Origin of the sequence: Bradyrhizobium sp. U87765 SZCCT0048 (assembly GCF_018131225.1) — a bacterium.
Taxonomy (GTDB): Bacteria; Pseudomonadota; Alphaproteobacteria; order Rhizobiales; family Xanthobacteraceae; genus Bradyrhizobium_A.
Map to the genome: position 1 here is coordinate 217,316 of NZ_JAFCMM010000001.1, position 19,514 is coordinate 236,829.

The 19,514-nt window shown below is 66.2% G+C and carries 16 protein-coding genes and 1 tRNA gene; 6 read left to right on the plus strand and 11 right to left on the minus strand.

Features of this window, described 5'->3' with window-relative positions; all coding sequences use genetic code 11:
• The first annotated feature begins 187 nt into the window (after positions 1-187).
• Positions 188-6,352, plus strand: a complete 6,165-nt coding sequence (locus tag JQ639_RS00955; RefSeq protein WP_249123626.1) for an IPT/TIG domain-containing protein — start codon at positions 188-190, stop codon at positions 6,350-6,352.
• Positions 6,353-6,403: 51 nt separating this feature from the next.
• Here JQ639_RS00955 and JQ639_RS00960 read toward each other — a convergent pair whose 3' ends face one another.
• From JQ639_RS00960 to JQ639_RS00990, 7 genes are all read right to left on the minus strand, one after another.
• A complete protein-coding gene (locus JQ639_RS00960; RefSeq protein WP_211970064.1) occupies positions 6,404-7,162 on the minus strand; it encodes a hypothetical protein in 759 nt (252 codons plus the stop codon).
• 194 nt (positions 7,163-7,356) lie between these two features.
• Positions 7,357-7,431, minus strand: a tRNA-Glu gene (locus JQ639_RS00965).
• A gap of 186 nt (positions 7,432-7,617) precedes the next feature.
• Positions 7,618-8,400 (minus strand): ABC transporter permease, encoded by a 783-nt coding sequence (locus tag JQ639_RS00970; protein WP_211970065.1) that lies wholly within the window; start codon positions 8,398-8,400, stop codon positions 7,618-7,620.
• Positions 8,397-9,161, minus strand: coding sequence for an ABC transporter permease (locus tag JQ639_RS00975; protein WP_211970066.1), 765 nt, complete (start codon positions 9,159-9,161; stop codon positions 8,397-8,399). Before JQ639_RS00975 ends, JQ639_RS00970 begins: the two co-directional genes overlap by 4 nt.
• Positions 9,158-9,916 carry an ABC transporter ATP-binding protein gene (locus JQ639_RS00980; protein ID WP_211970067.1) on the minus strand — a complete coding sequence of 253 codons (759 nt, stop codon included), beginning with the start codon at positions 9,914-9,916 and terminating at the stop codon, positions 9,158-9,160. The genes JQ639_RS00975 and JQ639_RS00980 overlap by 4 nt, the downstream gene beginning before the upstream one ends.
• 68 nt (positions 9,917-9,984) lie before the next feature.
• Positions 9,985-10,677, minus strand: coding sequence for a GntR family transcriptional regulator (locus JQ639_RS00985; protein ID WP_211970068.1), 693 nt, complete (start codon positions 10,675-10,677; stop codon positions 9,985-9,987).
• A gap of 15 nt (positions 10,678-10,692) precedes the next feature.
• Entirely contained in the window at positions 10,693-11,634 is a 942-nt protein-coding gene (locus JQ639_RS00990) for an ABC transporter substrate-binding protein (protein ID WP_211970069.1), read from the minus strand.
• Positions 11,635-11,733: 99 nt separating this feature from the next.
• Here JQ639_RS00990 and JQ639_RS00995 point away from each other — a divergent pair, with 99 nt between their 5' ends.
• The 3 genes from JQ639_RS00995 (at position 11,734) to JQ639_RS01005 (ending at position 14,231) form a co-directional block, all read left to right on the plus strand.
• A complete protein-coding gene (locus JQ639_RS00995) occupies positions 11,734-12,723 on the plus strand; it encodes a fumarylacetoacetate hydrolase family protein (RefSeq protein WP_211970070.1) in 990 nt (329 codons plus the stop codon).
• Positions 12,724-12,764: 41 nt separating this feature from the next.
• Positions 12,765-13,541, plus strand: coding sequence for a cyclase family protein (locus JQ639_RS01000; RefSeq protein WP_211970071.1), 777 nt, complete (start codon positions 12,765-12,767; stop codon positions 13,539-13,541).
• Between the two features lie 117 nt (positions 13,542-13,658).
• Positions 13,659-14,231, plus strand: a complete 573-nt coding sequence (locus JQ639_RS01005; RefSeq protein ID WP_211970072.1) for an HdeD family acid-resistance protein — start codon at positions 13,659-13,661, stop codon at positions 14,229-14,231.
• 42 nt (positions 14,232-14,273) lie between these two features.
• On the opposite strand, the gene JQ639_RS01010 is transcribed toward JQ639_RS01005, so the two are convergent.
• From JQ639_RS01010 to epmA, 4 genes are all read right to left on the minus strand, one after another.
• A complete protein-coding gene (locus JQ639_RS01010; protein ID WP_249123627.1) occupies positions 14,274-14,528 on the minus strand; it encodes a hypothetical protein in 255 nt (84 codons plus the stop codon).
• Between the two features lie 176 nt (positions 14,529-14,704).
• Entirely contained in the window at positions 14,705-14,836 is a 132-nt protein-coding gene (locus tag JQ639_RS35470; RefSeq protein WP_256443098.1) for a hypothetical protein, read from the minus strand.
• A gap of 73 nt (positions 14,837-14,909) precedes the next feature.
• Entirely contained in the window at positions 14,910-15,947 is a 1,038-nt protein-coding gene (locus JQ639_RS01020; protein WP_211970166.1) for a lysine-2,3-aminomutase-like protein, read from the minus strand.
• A 32-nt stretch (positions 15,948-15,979) separates the two neighbouring features.
• The gene (epmA, locus tag JQ639_RS01025) at positions 15,980-17,032 is read right to left on the minus strand and encodes an EF-P lysine aminoacylase EpmA (RefSeq protein WP_211970073.1); all 1,053 of its coding nucleotides are present in this window, start codon (positions 17,030-17,032) and stop codon (positions 15,980-15,982) included.
• A gap of 138 nt (positions 17,033-17,170) precedes the next feature.
• Here epmA and efp point away from each other — a divergent pair, with 138 nt between their 5' ends.
• Entirely contained in the window at positions 17,171-17,737 is a 567-nt protein-coding gene (gene efp, locus JQ639_RS01030) for an elongation factor P (protein ID WP_211970074.1), read from the plus strand.
• Between the two features lie 146 nt (positions 17,738-17,883).
• Positions 17,884-19,503, plus strand: a complete 1,620-nt coding sequence (locus JQ639_RS01035) for a M23 family peptidase (protein ID WP_249123652.1) — start codon at positions 17,884-17,886, stop codon at positions 19,501-19,503.
• The last annotated feature ends 11 nt before the right edge of the window (positions 19,504-19,514 follow it).

Here is a 19,514-nt window from a genome sequence, read left to right on the forward strand (position 1 = left end):
GATGATGTTTTTGAGCCGCCTGCGAACATCGGCCGACGCGATCTCAAGCAAGCGATTGCAGGGATACGGCCTGTCACTTCAAGCGATCTGTCGTTCAATTGTTGATGTCGTCGCCGTGCTCTCCCTTTCCCTGGGGCGCGCGATCTTGCGTTGTGGCACCGGACCCGGCCTGGCCATTCGATCATCGTTGATCGTCGCTGCCGTCGCCTTTGCTCCGAGCATCGCCGAGGCGGCCTGCGACAACTCCGTGACATTCGCGACCGGCAAGGTCGGCGATTCCGTCACGCTTCATACCGATACCTGCGCCGCCAACATCCTGAATACCGGGCTGTTCACGACCAACGCGCCGAACGTGCCGCAGAATTCCTATCCGATGGGGAACCCGCAAAACTTCAGCTTCGCGGTCCCCGGCGATACCACTGCGGCGAACAGCGCCAACGGAACGATCTACACGATCGCACCCGAGGTGGATGCAGGGTCTGGCAACGGCACGACCAACTTCGGCTTTTATACGATCACGATCAAATCGCTGGGTTCGACGACGACCGATACGCTAACGCTCTACTCGTCGCCTGACGGCATCACGGCGAGCACGCCGTTTCCGATCACTGTCCACAATCTCTCTCCCGGCACGCCGCCGTCGATCGCTGCCGCTTTCAGCCCGACGTCGATCACGACATCGGGCACATCGACACTGACGCTCACCATCAGCAATCCCAATGCCTCGCTCAGCCTGAACGGCGTTGCGGTGGCTGCTGCGACCCTTCCCGCCAATCTTACCGGATCAAGTCCCGCAACCACCTGTAGCGGCGGTACGGCTTCCTATAGCGCGGGAAGCGGTCTCTCCCTGTCCGGTGCGACACTCGGGAACAGTGCGTCCTGTACGGTGACGTTGACGGTCTCGTCGACGGTGCCCGGCAACTACAGCTACACGAGCGGAGCGGTTTCGAGCACGTCCCCTGGTTTGGCGGGCTCCACAGCGACCACTCCGACCGCGCTGACGGTCACAGCGCTTCCTCCGACCGTGACGTCGCTGTCCCCTACGACTGGCCCGGCCGCCGGTGGCACATCGGTGGTCATCACTGGCACTAACTTGACCGGGGCGACCGGTGCCGCGGGCGTCAAGTTCGGCACCACCAATGCCACGAGCTATGTGGTCAACAGCGCAACCCAGATCACGGCGATCGCACCGGCCGGAACGGGGACGGTCGATGTCACGGTGACCACGTCAGGCGGCACCAGTGCGATCAGCGGCGCGGATCAGTACACCTATGTTGCGGCACCGACCGTCTCGTCCGTCAACCCGACCAGCGGTCCGGGCAGCGGCGGAACGACCGTGACGATCACCGGCACGAACTTCACCGGTGCGAGCGCAGTCGCATTCGGCGGAACCGCTGCCGCAGGATTCTCCGTTGTCAACGCGACGCAGATCACGGCCACCGCCCCTGCGGGGAGCGGCACCGTAGACATCCGTGTCACGACGCTCGGCGGCACCAGCGCGATCAGCGCCGCTGACCAGTTCACATACATTCCGGCACCGACCGTCACAACGATCAGTCCGACCAGCGGGCCGACCGCGGGCGGCACGACAGTGACCATCACCGGCACCAACTTTACCGGAGTGACGGCCGTCACGTTCGGCGCGACGAATGCGACGAGCTTCTCCTTCGTCAGCGCAACCTCGATCACGGCCACCGCCCCGGCCGGCACCGGCACCGTCGATATCATCGTCACTACCCCAGGCGGCACCAGCGCGACGGGCGCAGGCGATCAATACACTTATGTCGCGGCACCGACGGTCACCGCGGTGTCCCCCACGGCGGGCCCGGCCACCGGCGGCACCTCGGTGGTGATTACCGGCACCAATCTGACAGGGGCGACCGGTGCCGCGGGAGTCAAGTTCGGCACCACCAATGCCACCAGCTATGTCGTCAACAGCGCGACCCAGATCACCGCAGTCGCGCCGGCCGGAACGGGGACGGTCGATGTCACGGTGACCACGACAGGCGGCACCAGTGCGACAGGCGCAAGCGATCAGTACACCTATGTTCTGGCGCCAACGGTTACGTCCATCAGCCCGACCAGCGGTCCTGCCAGCGGCGGAACGACCGTCACGATCACTGGCACGAATTTCAGCGGCGCGACTGCAGTGACATTTGGCGGAACCGCAGCCGCCGGTTTCACCGTTGTCAGCGCGACCTCGATCACAGCCACGTCTCCAGCGGGAAGCGGTACCGTAGACATCCGTGTGACGACGCTCGGCGGCACCAGCGCGATCAGCGCCGCTGACCAGTTCACCTATATTCCGGCGCCGACCGTCACAACGATCAGTCCGACCAGCGGGCCGACCGCGGGTGGCACGACGCTGACCATCACCGGCACCAACTTCACCGGAGTGACGGCCGTCAAGTTCGGCGCGACCAATGCGACGGGCTTCTCGTTCGTCAGCGCAACTTCGATCACGGCAACCGCCCCCGCCGGCACCGGCACCGTCGATATCACCGTCACAACTCCAGGCGGCACCAGCGCGACGGGCGCAGGCGATCAATACACTTATGTCGCGGCACCGACGGTCACGGCGGTGTCCCCCACGGCAGGTCCGACCGGCGGCGGCACCACGGTCGTCATCACGGGCACAGGCCTGTCCGGTGCCACGGCCGTCAAATTCGGTGCCACCAATGCGAGCGGTTTCACGGTGAACAGCGCGACCCAGATCACGGCGACCTCGCCGGCTGGAACGGGCACGGTTGATGTCACGGTGACCACGTCAGGCGGCACCAGTGCGACCGGCGCCGCTGATCAATACACCTATGTTGCAGCGCCGACCGTCTCTTCCGTCAACCCGACCAGCGGTCCGGGCAGCGGCGGAACGACCGTGACGATCACCGGCACGAACTTCACCGGTGCGAGCGCAGTCGCATTCGGCGGAACCGCTGCCGCAGGATTCTCCGTTGTCAACGCGACGCAGATCTCGGCCACCGCCCCTGCGGGGAGCGGCACCGTAGACATCCGTGTCACGACGCTCGGCGGCACCAGCGCGATCAGCGCCGCTGACCAGTTCACCTACATTCCGGCACCGACCGTCACAACGATCAGTCCGACCAGCGGGCCGACCGCGGGCGGCACGACGGTGACCATCACCGGCACCAACTTCACCGGAGTGACGGCCGTCAAGTTCGGCGCGACCAATGCGACGGGCTTCTCCTTCGTCAGCGCAACCTCGATCACGGCAACCGCCCCCGCCGGCACCGGCACCGTCGATATCACTGTCACAACTCCAGGCGGCACCAGCGCGACGGGCGCAGGCGATCAATACACTTATGTCGCGGCACCGACGGTCACCGCGGTGTCCCCCACGGCAGGTCCGACCGGCGGCGGCACCACGGTCGTCATCACGGGCACAGGCCTGTCCGGTGCCACGGCCGTCAAATTCGGTGCCACCAATGCGAGCGGTTTCACGGTGAACAGCGCGACCCAGATCACGGCGACCTCGCCAGCTGGAACGGGCACGATTGATGTCACCGTGACCACGGTCGGCGGGACCAGCGCGATCGGCGCGGCCGACCAATTCACCTATGTTGCGGCGCCGACCGTCTCGTCCATCAGTCCGACCATCGGTCCGTCCACGGGCGGCACGACGGTCACGATCACTGGCGCGAACTTCAACAATGCGACCGCAGTGACATTTGGCGCGACAGTTGCCACAGGTTTTACAGTGGTCAGTGCGACCTCGATCACAGCCACGTCTCCAGCCGGAACCGGCACCGTTGACATCCGCGTGACGACGGCCGGCGGCACGAGCGCGACCAGCGCCGCTGACCAGTTCACCTACGTTCCCGCGCCGACCGTGACCGGCATCAGCCCGACCGCCGGGGTCACCAGTGGTGGCACGATCGTGACGATCACCGGCACGAACTTCACGGGTGCGACCGCCGTAAAATTCGGAGCGAGCAACGCCAGCAGCTTCACCGTCAACACCGCCACCCAGATCACGGCCACCGCACCAGCCGGTACAGGCACGGTGGATGTAACCGTGACCACAACAGGGGGCACCAGCGCCACGACAGCGGCTGACCAGTACACCTACATCGCACCGCCAGCCGTCACATCGATTTCGCCGACCGCGGGTCCGCTTGCCGGTGGCACCTCGGTGGTCATTATAGGAACTGGATTCAGTGGCGCGACGGCCGTGAAATTCGGCGCCAGCAACGCCAGCGGCTTCACCGTCAACAGCGCCACCCAGATCACCGCAACGGCGCCCGCGGGAACCGGCACCGTCGACATCACCGTCACCAACTCGGTAGCGACCAGCGCAACAAGCGCGGCCGACCAGTACACCTATGCCGCTGCGCCGACCATTGCGTCGCTCAGCCCGAACAGCGGACCGGCTGGTGGCGGAACTTCGGTTGTGATCACCGGCACCAATTTCACGGGTACGAGCGGCGCCTCTGGAGTCAAGTTCGGCACCAATAACGCGTCGAGCTATACGGTCAATAGCGCCACCCAGATCACCGCCATAGCCCCGGCCGGAGCGGTCGGAGCCGTCAGCGTGACGGTGACAGCGCCGGGCGGCACCGGATCCGGCACATACACCTATGTTAATGTCCTCACCCTGACGTCGACGCCGTCGTCTACGACCCAGGTCGGCCAACCTTACGCCCAGACCAATGTCGCCGGTGGCGGAACCAGTCCATTCACCTATTCGCTTCTATCGGGGGCACTGCCGCCGGGCACGTCGCTGAACACCACGACGGGCCTCGTCTCGGGTACGCCGAGCAGCGGAGGCAACTTCAGCTACACCATCAAGGTCGTGGACAACAGTCCCACCCAGCAGAGCGCCACTCAGACGGTTACCGGCGCGATCACCACCGCCGTCAGCTCGACAGCCGTCACATCCTCGCTCAATCCGAGCTCTGCGCACCAGCCGGTCACCTTCACGGCGACGGTGACGGCATCGGGCGGCGGAACGCCGACGGGAACTGTAACGTTCAAGGACGGCGACGCCCCGATCGGGAGTGGCGTCTTGGCGGGCGGTGTCGCCACCTTTACCACCGCCACCCTGACCGTCGGTTCGCACAGCATCACGGCGAGCTACGGTGGAAACGGCAACTACACCGCCAGCGTTTCGCAGGCCCTCTTGCAGACAGTCAACATTCCTGCCGACAGTCTCAAGCTGCGTGCGCTGCAGGTGAGCGTCACCAAGATCGTCGCGCAGAACTCGGGCCAGGCGATCTCGGGCGCGATCGACACCGCGATCTCCGAAGGCTTCAGCGACGGCCCCGGGAGCTTCCTCACCCCTGGCGGCATGGGCATGCGTTTCAACTTCTCTGCCGATCCTGATCAAACCGAAGGGATGAACGGCGAAAAGATCGTCAGCGATCGCTGGAATGGCACGTTTGCCCTCGACGGCAATAAAGCCAATGGACCCGGCGCACTCGGCTATGATGGCAAGCGCAAGCCTAATGACAGCGCGTTCGCCGCGATCGACCGTGCAGCTCCTTCAACGAAAGCGCCGCCTCGCGTCACGACGGATTCAAAAGACTGGATCCTGTGGGCGGACGTGCGCGGCTCCGGCATCGACCGCTGGGGTACGACCATGAACAGCGGCCAGGCGCTGCTCTACGGCGCGCAGGTCAACGCGCTGATGGGGCTCACGCACCGGGTTGCACCGAACCTCATTATCGGTGCGCTCGGCGGCTACGAGACGTTCGACTACACGTCGCAGGAGTTCAACGGCAAGCTGAAAGGCGATGGCTGGACCGTCGGCGCGTATATGGGCTGGAAGCTCTCGCCGACCATTCGTTTCGATGCCGCAACCGCCTATTCCGGTATCGGCTACAACGGCACCGCCGGAACGGCGCAGGGCAATTTCAACGGCAGCCGCTGGCTGGTGTCAGGTGGTCTGGTCGGATCGTATAAGGCCTGGGGATTGGACATCGAACCCTCCGTGAAGGTCTACGCCCTTTGGGAGCACGAGAACGCCTACACCGATACGCTCGGCACGCTGCAGGACAGCCGCAACTTCGCCACCGGCCGCGCGTCGAGCGGCGTCAAGGTCGCCTACCCGTTCACGTGGACCGACACCGTGATGCTCGCGCCGTTCGCCGGCGTCTATGCCGACTATTACTTCACCAAGGATGATGCCGCGGCGATCGTCGCAGCGGCCGGCGCGCCGCCGCTGGCGTCGACGCCTCTCCTCGACGGCTGGTCGGCGCGTGTCGAAGGCGGCCTTGCCGCGAAGTTCGCCAATGGCGCGGCGGTCCTTGCCGGTGCGGAGCTCGGCGGCATCGGTGGCAACGTGCAGATCTGGACGTTCCGTGCCCGCGCCAACGTGCCGTTCAGCGCCCGCTGACCGAGACGATCGCGGACGGAATGTTGCAGCGTCGGAGGTGCCAGGCGGTTTCTAGTTCCGGTCGCGCCGGCGATGCCCCCGGGCTTTCGCAGGCGCCTTCGCCGGCGGGGTCAGTGCGGCCACGTTCAGCGGCGCAAATGACCGTTCCTCGCACTTGTCGAGGATGGCCGCGGAACGTGCAGTCTTGAGCTTGCCGTCCTGGAACAGCAGGACATAGAGCCGGCGCGCCTGCTCCGCTGCGCCGCTCTTCAGGCAGATCATCCACGGCTCGATATTGATCGACGGCGAAGCGTCGGGCGCGCTGACCAGCAGCGGCGCCAGCAGCTTCAGCTCATCAGCCTTGTCCTTGACCATCCTGATGACGTCGACACTGGACAGATCCGGCGCGACTGCCGAGCTCACGGGCGCGGCCGGCGGCTGTGTTGTCGTCGGAATGATCGACAGGCCGCCCGGCAACGACGTCGCGCCGCCGCATCCGGCGAGCAGAAGCATGACAGGGAGAGGCAGCAGGCGGCGCATCGGATGGATCGGCAACGTCAGGAACAGCGGTCTGGCCGAGTAGCACGGACAACGCGCCGAAACTATGGCTCCGAAATCGCTCGTTCCGTTCGTCAGAACGGCGCTGCGGCGTGCACCGTCGCTGTTCGGGAGCCTTGCAACCGCTGTCGAGGCCGCTATGCGCGCTGCGCCGGGAGCGCCGCATTGACCATCATCGAAGCGATGCCCGAGGAGCGCACGCGTTCGAGTTGTCGGCGCTCCGCTGGCCCTCGGCTGAAGTGTGCCCGCGAAGCAGAGCGTCTGTGCGATCATCACCACCAGCCACGACGGAGTTACCCGAACGGCATCCCTGCCTGACGCGGAACGCCAGGAGCGCGCGCGATATCCCGACCACAAATCGCCGCATGAGACGATGGTGCAGGTGATCAGAACCGATCACTGGCCGTCCGGACAGGCGAATGGATGGGGGCACAGGACGTCGCGGGCAAGCGCGACTGAACGTGGAATGGCGCTCCCTAGCGGAATCGAACCGCTCTCTCCACCGTGAAAGGGTGGCGTCCTAACCGATAGACGAAGGGAGCCGAACGCCGGCTCATCCGGGCCGCAGGCCTGCCGCGATCCCGTCGGGCGTTTGCACGCCGCGTCGTTCACGCTGAAAACCGCAATCAAATCAGCCGTTTAGGAGCCTTCGCTCCCGATGTCCGACTCTCGCGGCGCAGCGTGGCGCCACCTATAATGACGTTTCGCGGTGGCCGCAAGCGCTCCCGTCAATATCCCCTGCTCCGCCACGCCAGAATCCGTCGCTCGGCCACGGCCATGGCAAGCGCGGTGACATAGCCGACGGCGCCGAGCAGGATCACCCCGGCGAACAGGTCAGCCGAGCGGAACGCCCGCGCCGACAGCAGCACCCAGTGGCCAAGGCCGTCGAGCCCTGCCAGCATCTCGCAGACGACCGACAGGATCAGCGCGACCGTCAGGCTGAGGCGCATGCCGGCGAGAATGTCAGGGCTTGCGGACGGCAGCGCGATCTTGGCGATCACCGCGAGGCGCGACATGTGCAGCGCCCGCGCCACCTCGTAGAGACGCGGCTCGACGGCGGCAAAGCCGTGCACGGTGGCGAGCAGCAGCGGCCACAGCGAGCCGAACGCAATCACCGCCAGCGCCATGCCCTGGGTCAGCCCGAACAGCGCGATCGCAACCGGAATGACCGCTGAGACCGGCAGTGGCCGCAACACTTCGAGCGTCGGCGCGACATAGACTCGCATCGCCCTCGACGAGCCGATCAACGCACCGAGCGCGATGCCGATGAACGACGCCAGCAGCCAGCCGACCGCCATGTGCTGCAGCGTGCCCAGCAGCTTGTCGAAGAGATCGCCGGTCGAAAAGCCGCGCACCAGCGACGCGAAGGCGCGGTCCGGCCCCGGCAGGAACACCGGCGACACCAGCCGCAGGTCGGCGATGGTCTGCCACAACACGACGACGCCCGCCGCGACGGCAAAGCTGACGGCGCGCCATGCCCACGCCGACGTGCGGGTCGTCGCGCGGGTCATGGCGTCCCCTCCACCGCCGCAGCGAGCCCGAACAGGCGGCGCTGCGCCTGCACCAGCGCGGCATTCAGGGCGAACCCGACAAGCCCGATCCAGACCAGCAGCGCCAGCATCAGGTCCGGCCGCAACGCCTGCTGCGCGGTCATGATCGCCGCGCCGAGCCCAAGCGGGTTGGCCGTGATCTCGACGGTCACCGCGACGATCAGCGCAACGCCCGCGGCGAGGCGGAAGGCGACGAAGATCCGCGGCAGCGCCGCCGGAATGACGATCTTGGTGACCTGTGCCACTGGACCGAGCCTGAGTGCACGCGCCACCTCGAGAAGGCGCGGCTCGACGCCACGCACCGCGCCGCGCGCCAGGATCAGCAGCGGCCAGATGCTGGCGAAGGCGACGATCGCGATTTCCATGCGATAGCCGAAGCCGAGCGCGATCAGGCCGATCGGCAGCAGCGCCACCGACGGAATCGGCCGGATGCTCTCGATGGTGACCTCGAGGCTGCGGTCCAGCAGCGGCCACAGGCCGAGGATCAGGCCCAGCAGCAACCCGATCGATGCGCCGATCGCAAGGCCTGCGAAGGTCGCAATCAGGGTGTCGCGCGTCCAGGTCAGCAGTGATCCGTCGCAGACGCTTTCGACGAACGCCAGCGCGATCTGGCTCGGTGCCGCGAGCGAGTCGCTCTGCAGGTGGACGGCGCGTGCGGCGGCTTCCAGCGCGACGATGATGGCGACCGGCAGAAGCAGAGGTTTGAGGCGGTCGGCGATCACGGCTTGCCTTCCGACGCCTTAATGAAATCGAACAGCTCGCGCCGCAGCCGCAGGAATTCCGGCAGCTCGCGGGTGGCGAGCTGGTCGCGTGGCCGCGGCAGATCGACCTTGACGTCGATGCCGATCCGCCCGGGATGCGGCAGCAGGCCGATCACGCGGTCGCCGAGATAGATCGCCTCCTCGAGGTCGTGGGTCACGAAGATCACCGTTGCGCCGCTCGCTGCCACCAGCGCCAGCACCTCGTCCTGCAGGCCCTGCCGCGTCATGGCGTCGAGCGCGCCGAACGGTTCGTCCATCAGCAGCACGACCGGCTCCTGCGCGAGGCAGCGCGCGATCTGCAGCCGTTGCTGCATGCCCCCGGACATTTCGGAGGGATACTTCGCGCCATGCTCCGGCAGGCCGACCCTGGCGAGCAAGGTCGCAATGCGCGCGGGCCGCTCGGCTGCGGCGATGCCTGCCGCCTCCAGCGCCAGCGAGACGTTGCCGGTGGCGGTGCGCCAGGGCAGCAGCGCCTTGCCATAGTCCTGGAACACGATGGCGACGTCGCGGCGCGGGCCGCTCATCGGCTCGCCGGCGATACGTACGGCGCCCTGCGTCGGTGGATAGAGCCCGCCCGCCAGCCGCAGCGCCGTGGTCTTGCCGCAGCCGGAAGCGCCGATGATGCACACGAACTCGCCGGGCTCGACGGCAAGGCTGAGGTCCCGGATGATTGGCCGGCCGCCAAGCTCGATGGTGACGCCATCAAAGGTGATCATGGGCTGGCGCGTTGCCGCGCGCGGCGCGTCGGCGGCCTCCGGCCTGGGTCTGGAACTGGTCCGGATCGTCACGGCTGCACGTCTCCCGGTGGATAGACGAAGTTCAGGGTGGACTGGAGATGTCGGGCGAGCATGGTGCAGGCGGCGTCCGCATCCCGCGCCATCACCCGCTCGGCGAGTGTCTGGTGGACGTCGACGAAGTGTTCGCCATCGTCGAAGCCGCGCATCATGACGCGGCGGTAGCGATAGGCCTGGTCGTAGAGATCGGCATGTGCCGCAAGCAGCCGCGGCGAATCGCAGGCCGACAGGATCGCGGTGTGGAAGCCCTTGTGCACGGCGTCGAAATCCTCGGCGCCTTCGCTGAAATGCGCGCCGCTGCGCTCGACATGGCGGCGCAGCTGATGCAGCGCCGAGACGATGCCGGCCTCCCACGCATCCCCGCCCTTCTCCATCGCCAGCCGCAGCGCCTCCCTCTCGATGACGGTGCGGATGCGGGTGATGTCGGCGAGATCCTCGCGGCTGACGTCGGCGACACGAAAGCCGCGCTGACCGATGGCGACGATCAGGCCGCGCGACACCAGCCGTGACAGCCCCTCGCGCACCGGCGTTGCACCAATGTCATAGCGCTGCGCCAGTTCGACGATGCCGAGCCGTGCGCCGGGCGCGAAGTGTCCGGTCAGGATGTCGCGCTGGACGAGGCCGGCGGCCCGCTCGCTGAGCGTATCGGAAACATCACCTGCGGACACGCGCGCCACAGCCATGGCCGCCTTCCTCTCTCATTTGAGGATCAGCTTGTTGAGGTCGAGCTTCGACTGCAGCATGTTCTGCTGCTGCATGACGTCGATCCACCATGCCAGCTGTTCCGGCTTGAGCTCGGGCTCGGAATGGTTCGGCGTCGTCGATTTGACGAGATCGATCTGCTGCTTGGTGAACTTCGCGATGGCCGCGCTCGCCTTGTCGCGATCGGTGTTGACGATCGCGGCCGCCTCGGCGATGGCCGCGCGAAATTTGCGGATCGCTTCCGGATTCTTCTCCGCCCAGTCGCGCGACGCCGCATAGAAGATGATCGGCTCGGTGCGGCCAAGTTCGGCGCCATAGCGCGCGCCGACATAGCCGGTACCGGCCGCGGTCATGCGGGCGACAAACGGCTCGGCGGTCAGCACCGCGTCGACGGTGCCGGATTTCAGCACGTCGTTCATGGTCGGAAATGTGACCTCGACGAAGTTGACGCTCTTGGGATCGACGCCCTTTTCCATCAGCCATTTGCGGAACAGGACGTGCAGGAAGGCGCCCAGCCCGGGAGCGCCGACCTTCTTGCCGACGAAGTCCTTCGGTTGTTTGATTTCGACACCATTGCGCACGAAGGCCGCGATGGCGTCGTTGGAGACCTTGGTCATCGCCGAGGCGCCGGCCACCGCGACGAGATCGAGGCCGCCATCGACCGACTGCAGGAACACCGTCGAGGTCGGGCCGCCGATCTGGATCGAGTTCGACAGCACGGCCGCGGGAATGTTGGAGTTGAGGCCGATCAGCAGCATCTCGGCGTCGAGGCCGTGCTTCCTGAAGATCCCCTCGTCGGCCGCGACCATCGCCGACGCGCAGTCGGATGTCGCCGTGCAGCCGATCACGATTTTGCCCTGCGCCGCCGCGTGGTCAGCGTTGGCGGCGGCGAGCGCCCATCCAGCCAGCAGCGCAAGCGCTGCGAGACGTTTCCCCATGGTGTCCTCCTGATCGTCCCGGCGATTTTGATCATCGCCTCTTGTTTATCGATATTATTTTTGATCATATATTTTTTGAAAGAACAAGAGGAGACGTCCATGAAGCTTGCGACATACCGTGTCGGGGGAACCGACCGTGTCGGCCTCGTCCACGACCATGACAGCCGCCTGTTCGACCTCGCCGCTGCGGCGACCCGTGCGGGCAAGCCCGATCCAGCCTTCCAGTCGATGCTCGCCCTGATCGATGCCGGTCCGGCTGCGCTCGACACCGCACAGGCGCTGCTGTCCCGCCACGGCGGCGACGATGATCTTTCATTGCCCGTCGCCGGCGCCGAGCTGCTCGCCCCCGTTCCCGAGCCGCGGCAAATGCGCGACGGCATGTCGTTTCCTCTTCACATCCTCCAGGCGCCGCTCGGCCAGCGCAAGCTCGCCGCCCGCGCCCGTGGCGACATGGAGGAGCTGAAGCGCATCGAGGCGGAGCCCCTGCGCGAACTGCCGGACGTCTATCGCAAGCAGCCGATTTTCTACATCACCAACCGCTTCAGCGTGCGCGGCACCAACACCACGGTGAAGTGGCCGCGCTACAGCCGCATCATGGACTATGAACTCGAGCTCGGCCTCATCACCAAGGGCAAGGGCGCCAACATTCCGGCCGCGAAAGCGCGCGACCACATCTTCGGCTTCACCATCTTCAACGACTTCTCCGCCCGCGACGCCCAGCGCATCGAGATGGAGGGCCGCCTCGGTCCAGCCAAGGGCAAGAGCTTCGATGGCGGCAATGTCATCGGCCCGTGGATCGTCACGCCCGACGAGATCGGCGATCCCTACAGGCTGCGCATGGAAGCGCGTGTCAACGGCGAGACCCGCTCGAAAGGCGTCAGCGAGGGCATGTTGTTCTCGTTCGAGGAAATCATCGAGCATATCAGCAAGGACGAGACGCTGATGCCCGGCGAGTTCATCGGTTCGGGGACCGTTGGCAATGGCTGCGGTCTCGAACTCGGCTGGTTCCTCGAGCACGGCGACACCATCGAGCTGGAAATCGAGAAGATCGGCATCCTCAAGAACAAGGTGGAGCGGCAGGACGCCTGACCGGCGTCACTGTCCGCCCGCGACACCCGGAGAAAACCCTCATGGCACGACGACTGATCGACATTTCCGTTCCCTTGCAGAACGACGTCCCGGCGGATCCGCCAGGCAACCATCCGACCATCCAGTACATCGATCACCAGCAGGGACTGCCGCGCATGCTGCAGTTCTTCGATGGCCTGAAGGCGCAGGATCTGCCGGATGGCCAGGGCTGGGCCGTGGAGCAGGTCAGCCTGTCCACGCACAACGGCACGCATCTCGACGCGCCCTGGCACTTCCATCCCACCATGAACCGTGGCGAGCGATCCTGGACCATCGACGAGGTGCCGCTGGAGTGGTGCCTGCAGCCCGGTGTGAAGCTCGATTTCCGCCATTTCCCGGATGGCTATGTCGCGACCGCTGCCGATGTCGAGGCCGAGCTGAAGCGCATCGGTCACACGCTGCAGCCGCTGGAGATCGTCGTCGTCAATACCAGCGCGGGCGTCAAATACGGCCAGCCGGATTACGTCAATTCGGGCTGCGGCATGGGCTATGACGCCACCATGTACCTGCTCGAGCGCGGCGTGCGACTCACCGGCATCGACGGCTGGAGCTGGGATGCGCCATTCGTATTCACCGCGAAGCGATACGCGGAGACGAAGGATGCCGGCCTGATCTGGGAAGGCCACAAGGCCGGCCGTCACATCGGCTACTGCCATATCGAGAAGCTGCACAATCTCGAGCAATTGCCGTCGACCGGCTTCACGGTGTCGTGCTTCCCCGTCAAGATCGAGCGCGCGTCCGCCGGCTGGACGCGGGCGGTCGCCATCATCGACGGCTGATATCAGCAACGTCGGCCGGCGTGCTGGAACCAGCGCGCCGGCGGCGTGTTGTCACTGTCATGATGTGCGGGCTAAGCTTTCCCTCACGCTGATCGACACCCGTGACGGAGCACCGCGATGACCCTTCCCGACGACATCGAAAAGCTGCAGTCGCGCGTGACCGCGGCGATCCAGGCGCACTGGAAGGCCTTCCTGATCGAAGGAATCGTGCTCGTGGTGCTTGGCCTCGCGGCCATCGTGGTGCCGCCACTCGCCAGCCTTGCGGTCACGCTCCTGCTCGGCTGGCTGTTCATCATCAGCGGCATCGTTCAACTGGTGCTGACGTTCTCGGCGCGGCAGCTTCCGGGTTTCGTCTGGTCGCTGCTATCGGCGATCCTCGCCATCGGCGCCGGCGCCGTGCTGCTGCTGTGGCCCGTGCAGGGCACACTGTCCCTGACCATCGTGGTCGGCGTCTACTTCGTGATGGAGGGGGTTGCCACCGTCATGTACGCCCTCGACCATCGCAAACAGCTATCGCGGCGCTGGGGCTGGCTGGTTGCAGCCGGTGTAGCCGACATCGTCGTGTCGGCGCTGATCGTCACCGGACTGCCGGGATCGGCGACCTGGGCGCTTGGTCTGCTGGTCGGCCTCAACATGCTGTTCGGCGGCGTCTCGCTGATCAGCATGGCGCTCGCCGCCCGCAGCACCTGACGGTACGTGGCGGCGCTTGACGCGCGGGCCCGATGCTGCAGCTCAGCAGCCGCGGCAGATGTTCTTGATCTTGCGATCGAGCGCCTTGTCGTCGGCATCCGCGCCGAGCAGTCCACGCTTGTCCTTGGACTCGGCGCTGTCGATGGCCGCCTTGGTTGGCTGGCGGTGTCCGACCGGCGCCTGCGGCAGGCCGCCCGATTGCGCCGAATTGCCGCTGCCCATGCTGCCCTGCGCAAGCGCAGCACTGCCGCCGGAGGCGATCGAAAGAATGAGAACCGTTGCCATCAGCCGCGACATGTTGAACCTCCCGACATCATCTTGGGCCTTCTCTGCCTAATCTAGATCAGATTCCTTGAAACGCGAGTCGTAAGGAACTCGCAGAACAACGAAATCCCGCGAGCTTTGTCGTGCACACGACCTCGTGACATGGGCCATGACGGAACACGCCACCGGCATCCCGAAATCGCCAGCACCTACCGCGTCATCACCGCTTCACAGTTGCGGCGTCCCTGCACGGCGCAATCCTGCGCCTTGCGGACATCGGCCATCGCATTCAACAACCAGATGCCGGCCACGACGAGCAGCGCGAACACGAAGAGCAGCACGACGTTCTCCGTGGTACGCATCCGCCCGTCGTCGGACGACGCCGCCTCATGCATCACGGGACGGTCACCAGTCTCAATCGGAGACATAGCTGTGCACGTCGCCACAATAGTCGACCACGCGGTAGCGTGACCTGTCGTCCTCGTCCTGAGACAGATAGACCGGCCCGACCGGCGCCTTGCCGTGGCCGCCGGGAATGTCCAGCACATACTCCGGCTGGCACAGGCCGGACACATGGCCGCGCAACGCCCGCATCAGCACCTGCCCTTCCGCGATGGTGGTGCGCAGATGCGCCGTGCCCGGGGCGAGATCGCCGTGATGCAGATAATACGGCTTGATGCGGTTCTCGACGAAAGTGCGCATCAGCGCCGCCAGCGTGTCCGGATTGTCGTTGACACCGCGCAGCAGCACCGACTGGCTGACCAGCGGGATGCCGGCGTCGGCGAGCCGCGCACACGCCGCGCGCGCGGCCGCGCTGAACTCGCGGGGATGATTGGCATGTACCGCCACCCACACCGTGATGCCGTCGGCGCGCAGCGCGCGCACAAGATCGTCGCTGATCCGGTCGGGATCGGCGACCGGCACGCGGGTGTGCAGGCGCACGATCCGGACATGGTCGATGCCTGCGAGATCGTTGATCACCTCCTGCAGCCGGCGCGGCGACAGCATCAGCGGGTCGCCGCCGGTCAGGATCACCTCCCAGACCTCCGGGTGGCTGCGGATGTAGTCGAGCGCGCCGCGGTAGGCGTCCTGCGACAGCGCGGTATCCTTGCCCGGACCGACCATCTCGCGGCGGAAGCAGAAGCGGCAATAGACGGCGCAGACATGCACGAGCTTGAGCAGCACGCGATCAGGATAGCGGTGCACGATTCCCGGCACCGGCGCGTGCGCGTGATCGCCGATCGGATCGGGATCCTCGCCCGGCTGCGTTACCAGTTCGTCGGGCGATGGAATGTACTGCCGCGCGATCGGATCGTGCGGATCGGCTGTGTCGATCAGTGCGGCGATCGCCGGCGTCACTGCGACCGCATAGCGTGCCGCCACCGCGTCGAGCTCCGTGCGCGCCGCGGCCTGCGCCAGACCATGAGCGATGAGATCGTCGGCGCTGCGCATCGTCGCCGATGGCTGGGTTCGCAGAACGGAGGTCACGCGTGCGCCTCCGGCGGGGTCCACACCACCTGGTCAATACGCACCGCGCCGGCCGCCAGCATCACCAGACGATCGAGCCCCAGCGCGACGCCGCTGGCCGACGGCATCTGCGCCACCGCGGCGAGGAAATCCTCGTCGAGCGGATAGCGTTCGCCATAGCGCCGCTCCTTCTCATCCATCGCCTCGTTGAAGCGCAGGCGCTGCTCATGCGCATTGGTCAGCTCGGCAAAGCCGTTCGCCAATTCGACACCGCAGGCGTAGATCTCAAACCGCTCGGCAACCCGCGGGTCCGACGCCTTGACGCGTGCCAGCGCGGCCTCCGGCGCCGGATAGTCATGAAGGACGGTCAGCCGCCCCTGCCCAAGCGTCGGCTCGACATGGCTCACCAGCACCTTGCTGAAGATGTCCGACCAGGTGTCGTTGGCATCGATGCGCACCCGTCCCTCGGCGGCCAGCGCCAGGGCGGCGCGATCCGGCTGGCCGTCGATCACCGTCGCCAGCAGGTCGATGCCGGCGAGGCGCTGGAAAGCATCGCCGACCGACAGCATCTCCGGCGCGGCGAACGGGTCGATCAACCGGCCGCGAAACGTGAACTGGCGGGTGCCGGCCGCCCGCGCCGCCTCCGCGATCACCGCGACGCAGTCGGCGATGATGGCGTCGAGCGGTGCCCCCGTGCGGTACCACTCCAGCATGGTGAATTCGGGCAGATGCAGGTCGCCGCGCTCACGGTCGCGGAACACGCGGGCGAATTCCACGATCCGCTCCTCACCGGCCGCCAGCAGCTTCTTGCAGGCGAATTCGGGCGATGTCCGCAAATAGCGGGTCAAGTGCTCCCCAGAGGGCAATGTCAGGCGCGCTGATGGGGCATGGAGATGGGTTTCGTTGCCCGGGGAGACCTGCAGGACGCCGGTTTCGACCTCCAGGAACCCTTCCGCCTCGAACCAGTGGCGCAGGGCACGGACGATTCCGGTCCGCGCCAGCAGAAATGCCCGGCGGTCGGCATGGCGGGACGGCGCCCACCAGGCCGTGGTCTGTCCGGCCCCGATCATGGACGCGTTGCCCGAATCTGGCGCAAAAAGCTGGCATCCGGGTCATAAATCAGTATGTTGCGGCCCGAAACTGTTCCGCCCGCCGCCGGACGTCCGGTCCCGGCCCGGCTTCCGTCCCGAACGCTAGGAAACTGATCCGTGAGAGTCATCGCTAGTTCTATTCGCAAGGGCAATGTCATCGATATGGATGGCAAGCTATATGTCGTTCTGACCGCCGAGAACATCCACCCCGGCAAGGGAACCCCGGTCAGCCAGATCGAAATGCGCCGGATCAGCGACGGCGTAAAGGTCTCCGAGCGGTTCAAGACCACCGACCAGGTCGAGCGCGCCACCATCGAGGACCGTGACTTCAACTTCCTCTACGAGGACGCCGACGGCTTCCACTTCATGAACAACGAGACCTACGACCAGCTCATGGTCGGCAAGGACACCGTTGGCAATGCCGCGCCGTACCTGCAGGAAAACCTGACCGTCAAGCTCTCGATCCACGAGGGCAATGCGGTGGCCATCACCCTGCCCCAGCGCGCGACGTTCGAGGTCGTCGATACCGAGCCGGTGACCAAGGGCCAGACCGCGTCGTCGTCCTACAAGCCGGCCGTGCTGTCCAACGGCGTGCGCACAGCCGTGCCGCCGCATGTCGGCGTCGGCACCCGCATCGTGGTGATGACCGAAGACGGCTCCTACGTCGAACGCGCCAAGGACTAAAGGTCGCAAGGCCACAGCCGGCGGGAGGCGAATTGACCGGGGGCAGCACGCGAGCGAGATCGGCGGCGGCCCCCGGTGCGATGTCCGGCATCAAGCGCATTGCTTTTGCCGTCGCACTCACCTTCGCGATTTCCCTCCTGGGCAGCATGTCCAGGGCGATGGCGGATACGTTCCGCACCCCGGCGATCTCCTCGCTCCAGGCCGAGTGGCGCGGGGCCTATGATCAGCTCAGAGCCGAGTTTAACAGCCGCCCAGAAGCCTCTGGTGCGCTGACATTCTCTCTCTCCTCGCGTCACGCCACAAGCGATCTCCGGCACTGGCCGGCGCTGGCACAGCTCAACGGCATGACCGCGCCCTTCTTCCCCGGCATCAGCCGCAGCGCGGTTCCGGTCCTGTTGCCATTCGATGCGGCGGACTACGCCGGCGATCGTGTTGGCGGCCTGCCCGCCAGCCTGCTGCCGTCCCATTACCAGAACGGGTTCCAGGCCGAGATGTTCGACGCCGGTCCGGCCGGCTACGACGCGGTGTTCTCGCTCGCCCCGTCAGCCGCCGGCGAGATGGCGGAGCGGACCTACGCCCGCCCCGTCGAGATTCACATCACCGGCTCGGCCCTCGTCTACCGGATCGACGATCCGCTTGCCGGCAAGGGAGAGCCGGTCAAGGCACTGGCTGGCCAGTATCCGGACCTGCGGCGCACGATCCGGGAAGGTTACCTGCGCTATGCATTCACCCGTTTCGGCATCCCGTATGTCGTTTCGATCCTGTGTCTCGACAGCGTGCCGCGGCGCAACCGCCTGGCCTGTCGCGAAGCTGCCATCGTCGCCGAGCGCTTCCTGAAGGCGCTGCGGATCGACGGTGGAAGGCCGCAGCCGCGGCGCGGCGACGTCGAGAGCGCGCTGGCCGCCCGGCCGATCCCGCTATCGCCGGACTTCACCTACCGGCCCGTCGGCGACATCATCGCCAACAGCGGCGCCCACGGCCAGACCGGCCGCGCTGACCCGACGGTCTATTCCCAGATCCGCTTTCCTCTCAAGGACACCCCGGCCTTCGCCAACTCCCAGTCATTCCTGAACTGGGGCGACTGCAACTTCACCGGCCGCACCTCGACGCCCCATGCGAAGGGCGGCGCCTATCGCTGCAAGCGTAACGACAAGCCGCTGGTGTTCGACGAGTCGGCGAAGGAGAACTACAGCTACCCCTGGCAGGACAATTTCTGCGAGTCCCGCAGCTTCGAGGTTGGCCAGTGTGCCAGCGGCTACGGTCACCAGGGCCAGGACATCCGTCCGTCGGACTGTCCGCTGCGCAACGACGGCGCCGACCGCTGCGAATCCAACCGCTTCGCCGTGGTCGCCGGCCGCGATGGCGTCATCCTGCGCGGCCGCGGCCAGCAGGCGGCATTCGTTCTCGCCAACACCGCGCGGGACCATGTGCGGCTGCGTTACATGCACATGAACCCGACCCGCATGGATGCGGATGGCTTGCTCAATGGCCGCCGTGTCAGCGAGGGCGAGACCATCGGGCTCGTGTCGAACTACCAGGACTATCCCGGCGGCACGACCAGCCACCTGCACTTCGATTTGCAGGTGTTCACGCGCGACGGCTGGCTATGGGTCAATCCCTACATCACGCTGGTGTCGGCCTATGAGCGGCTGCTGGGTGCGCGCGGAACCGAAGTTCCCGCGGAACCGGTGGCCGCGCCCGCGATGGTCCATGCGCCCGATGAACCGCAGAGGCCGGGCGCCTCGTCGGAAGGCGCCGGCGAATAGCCGCAGGTCCA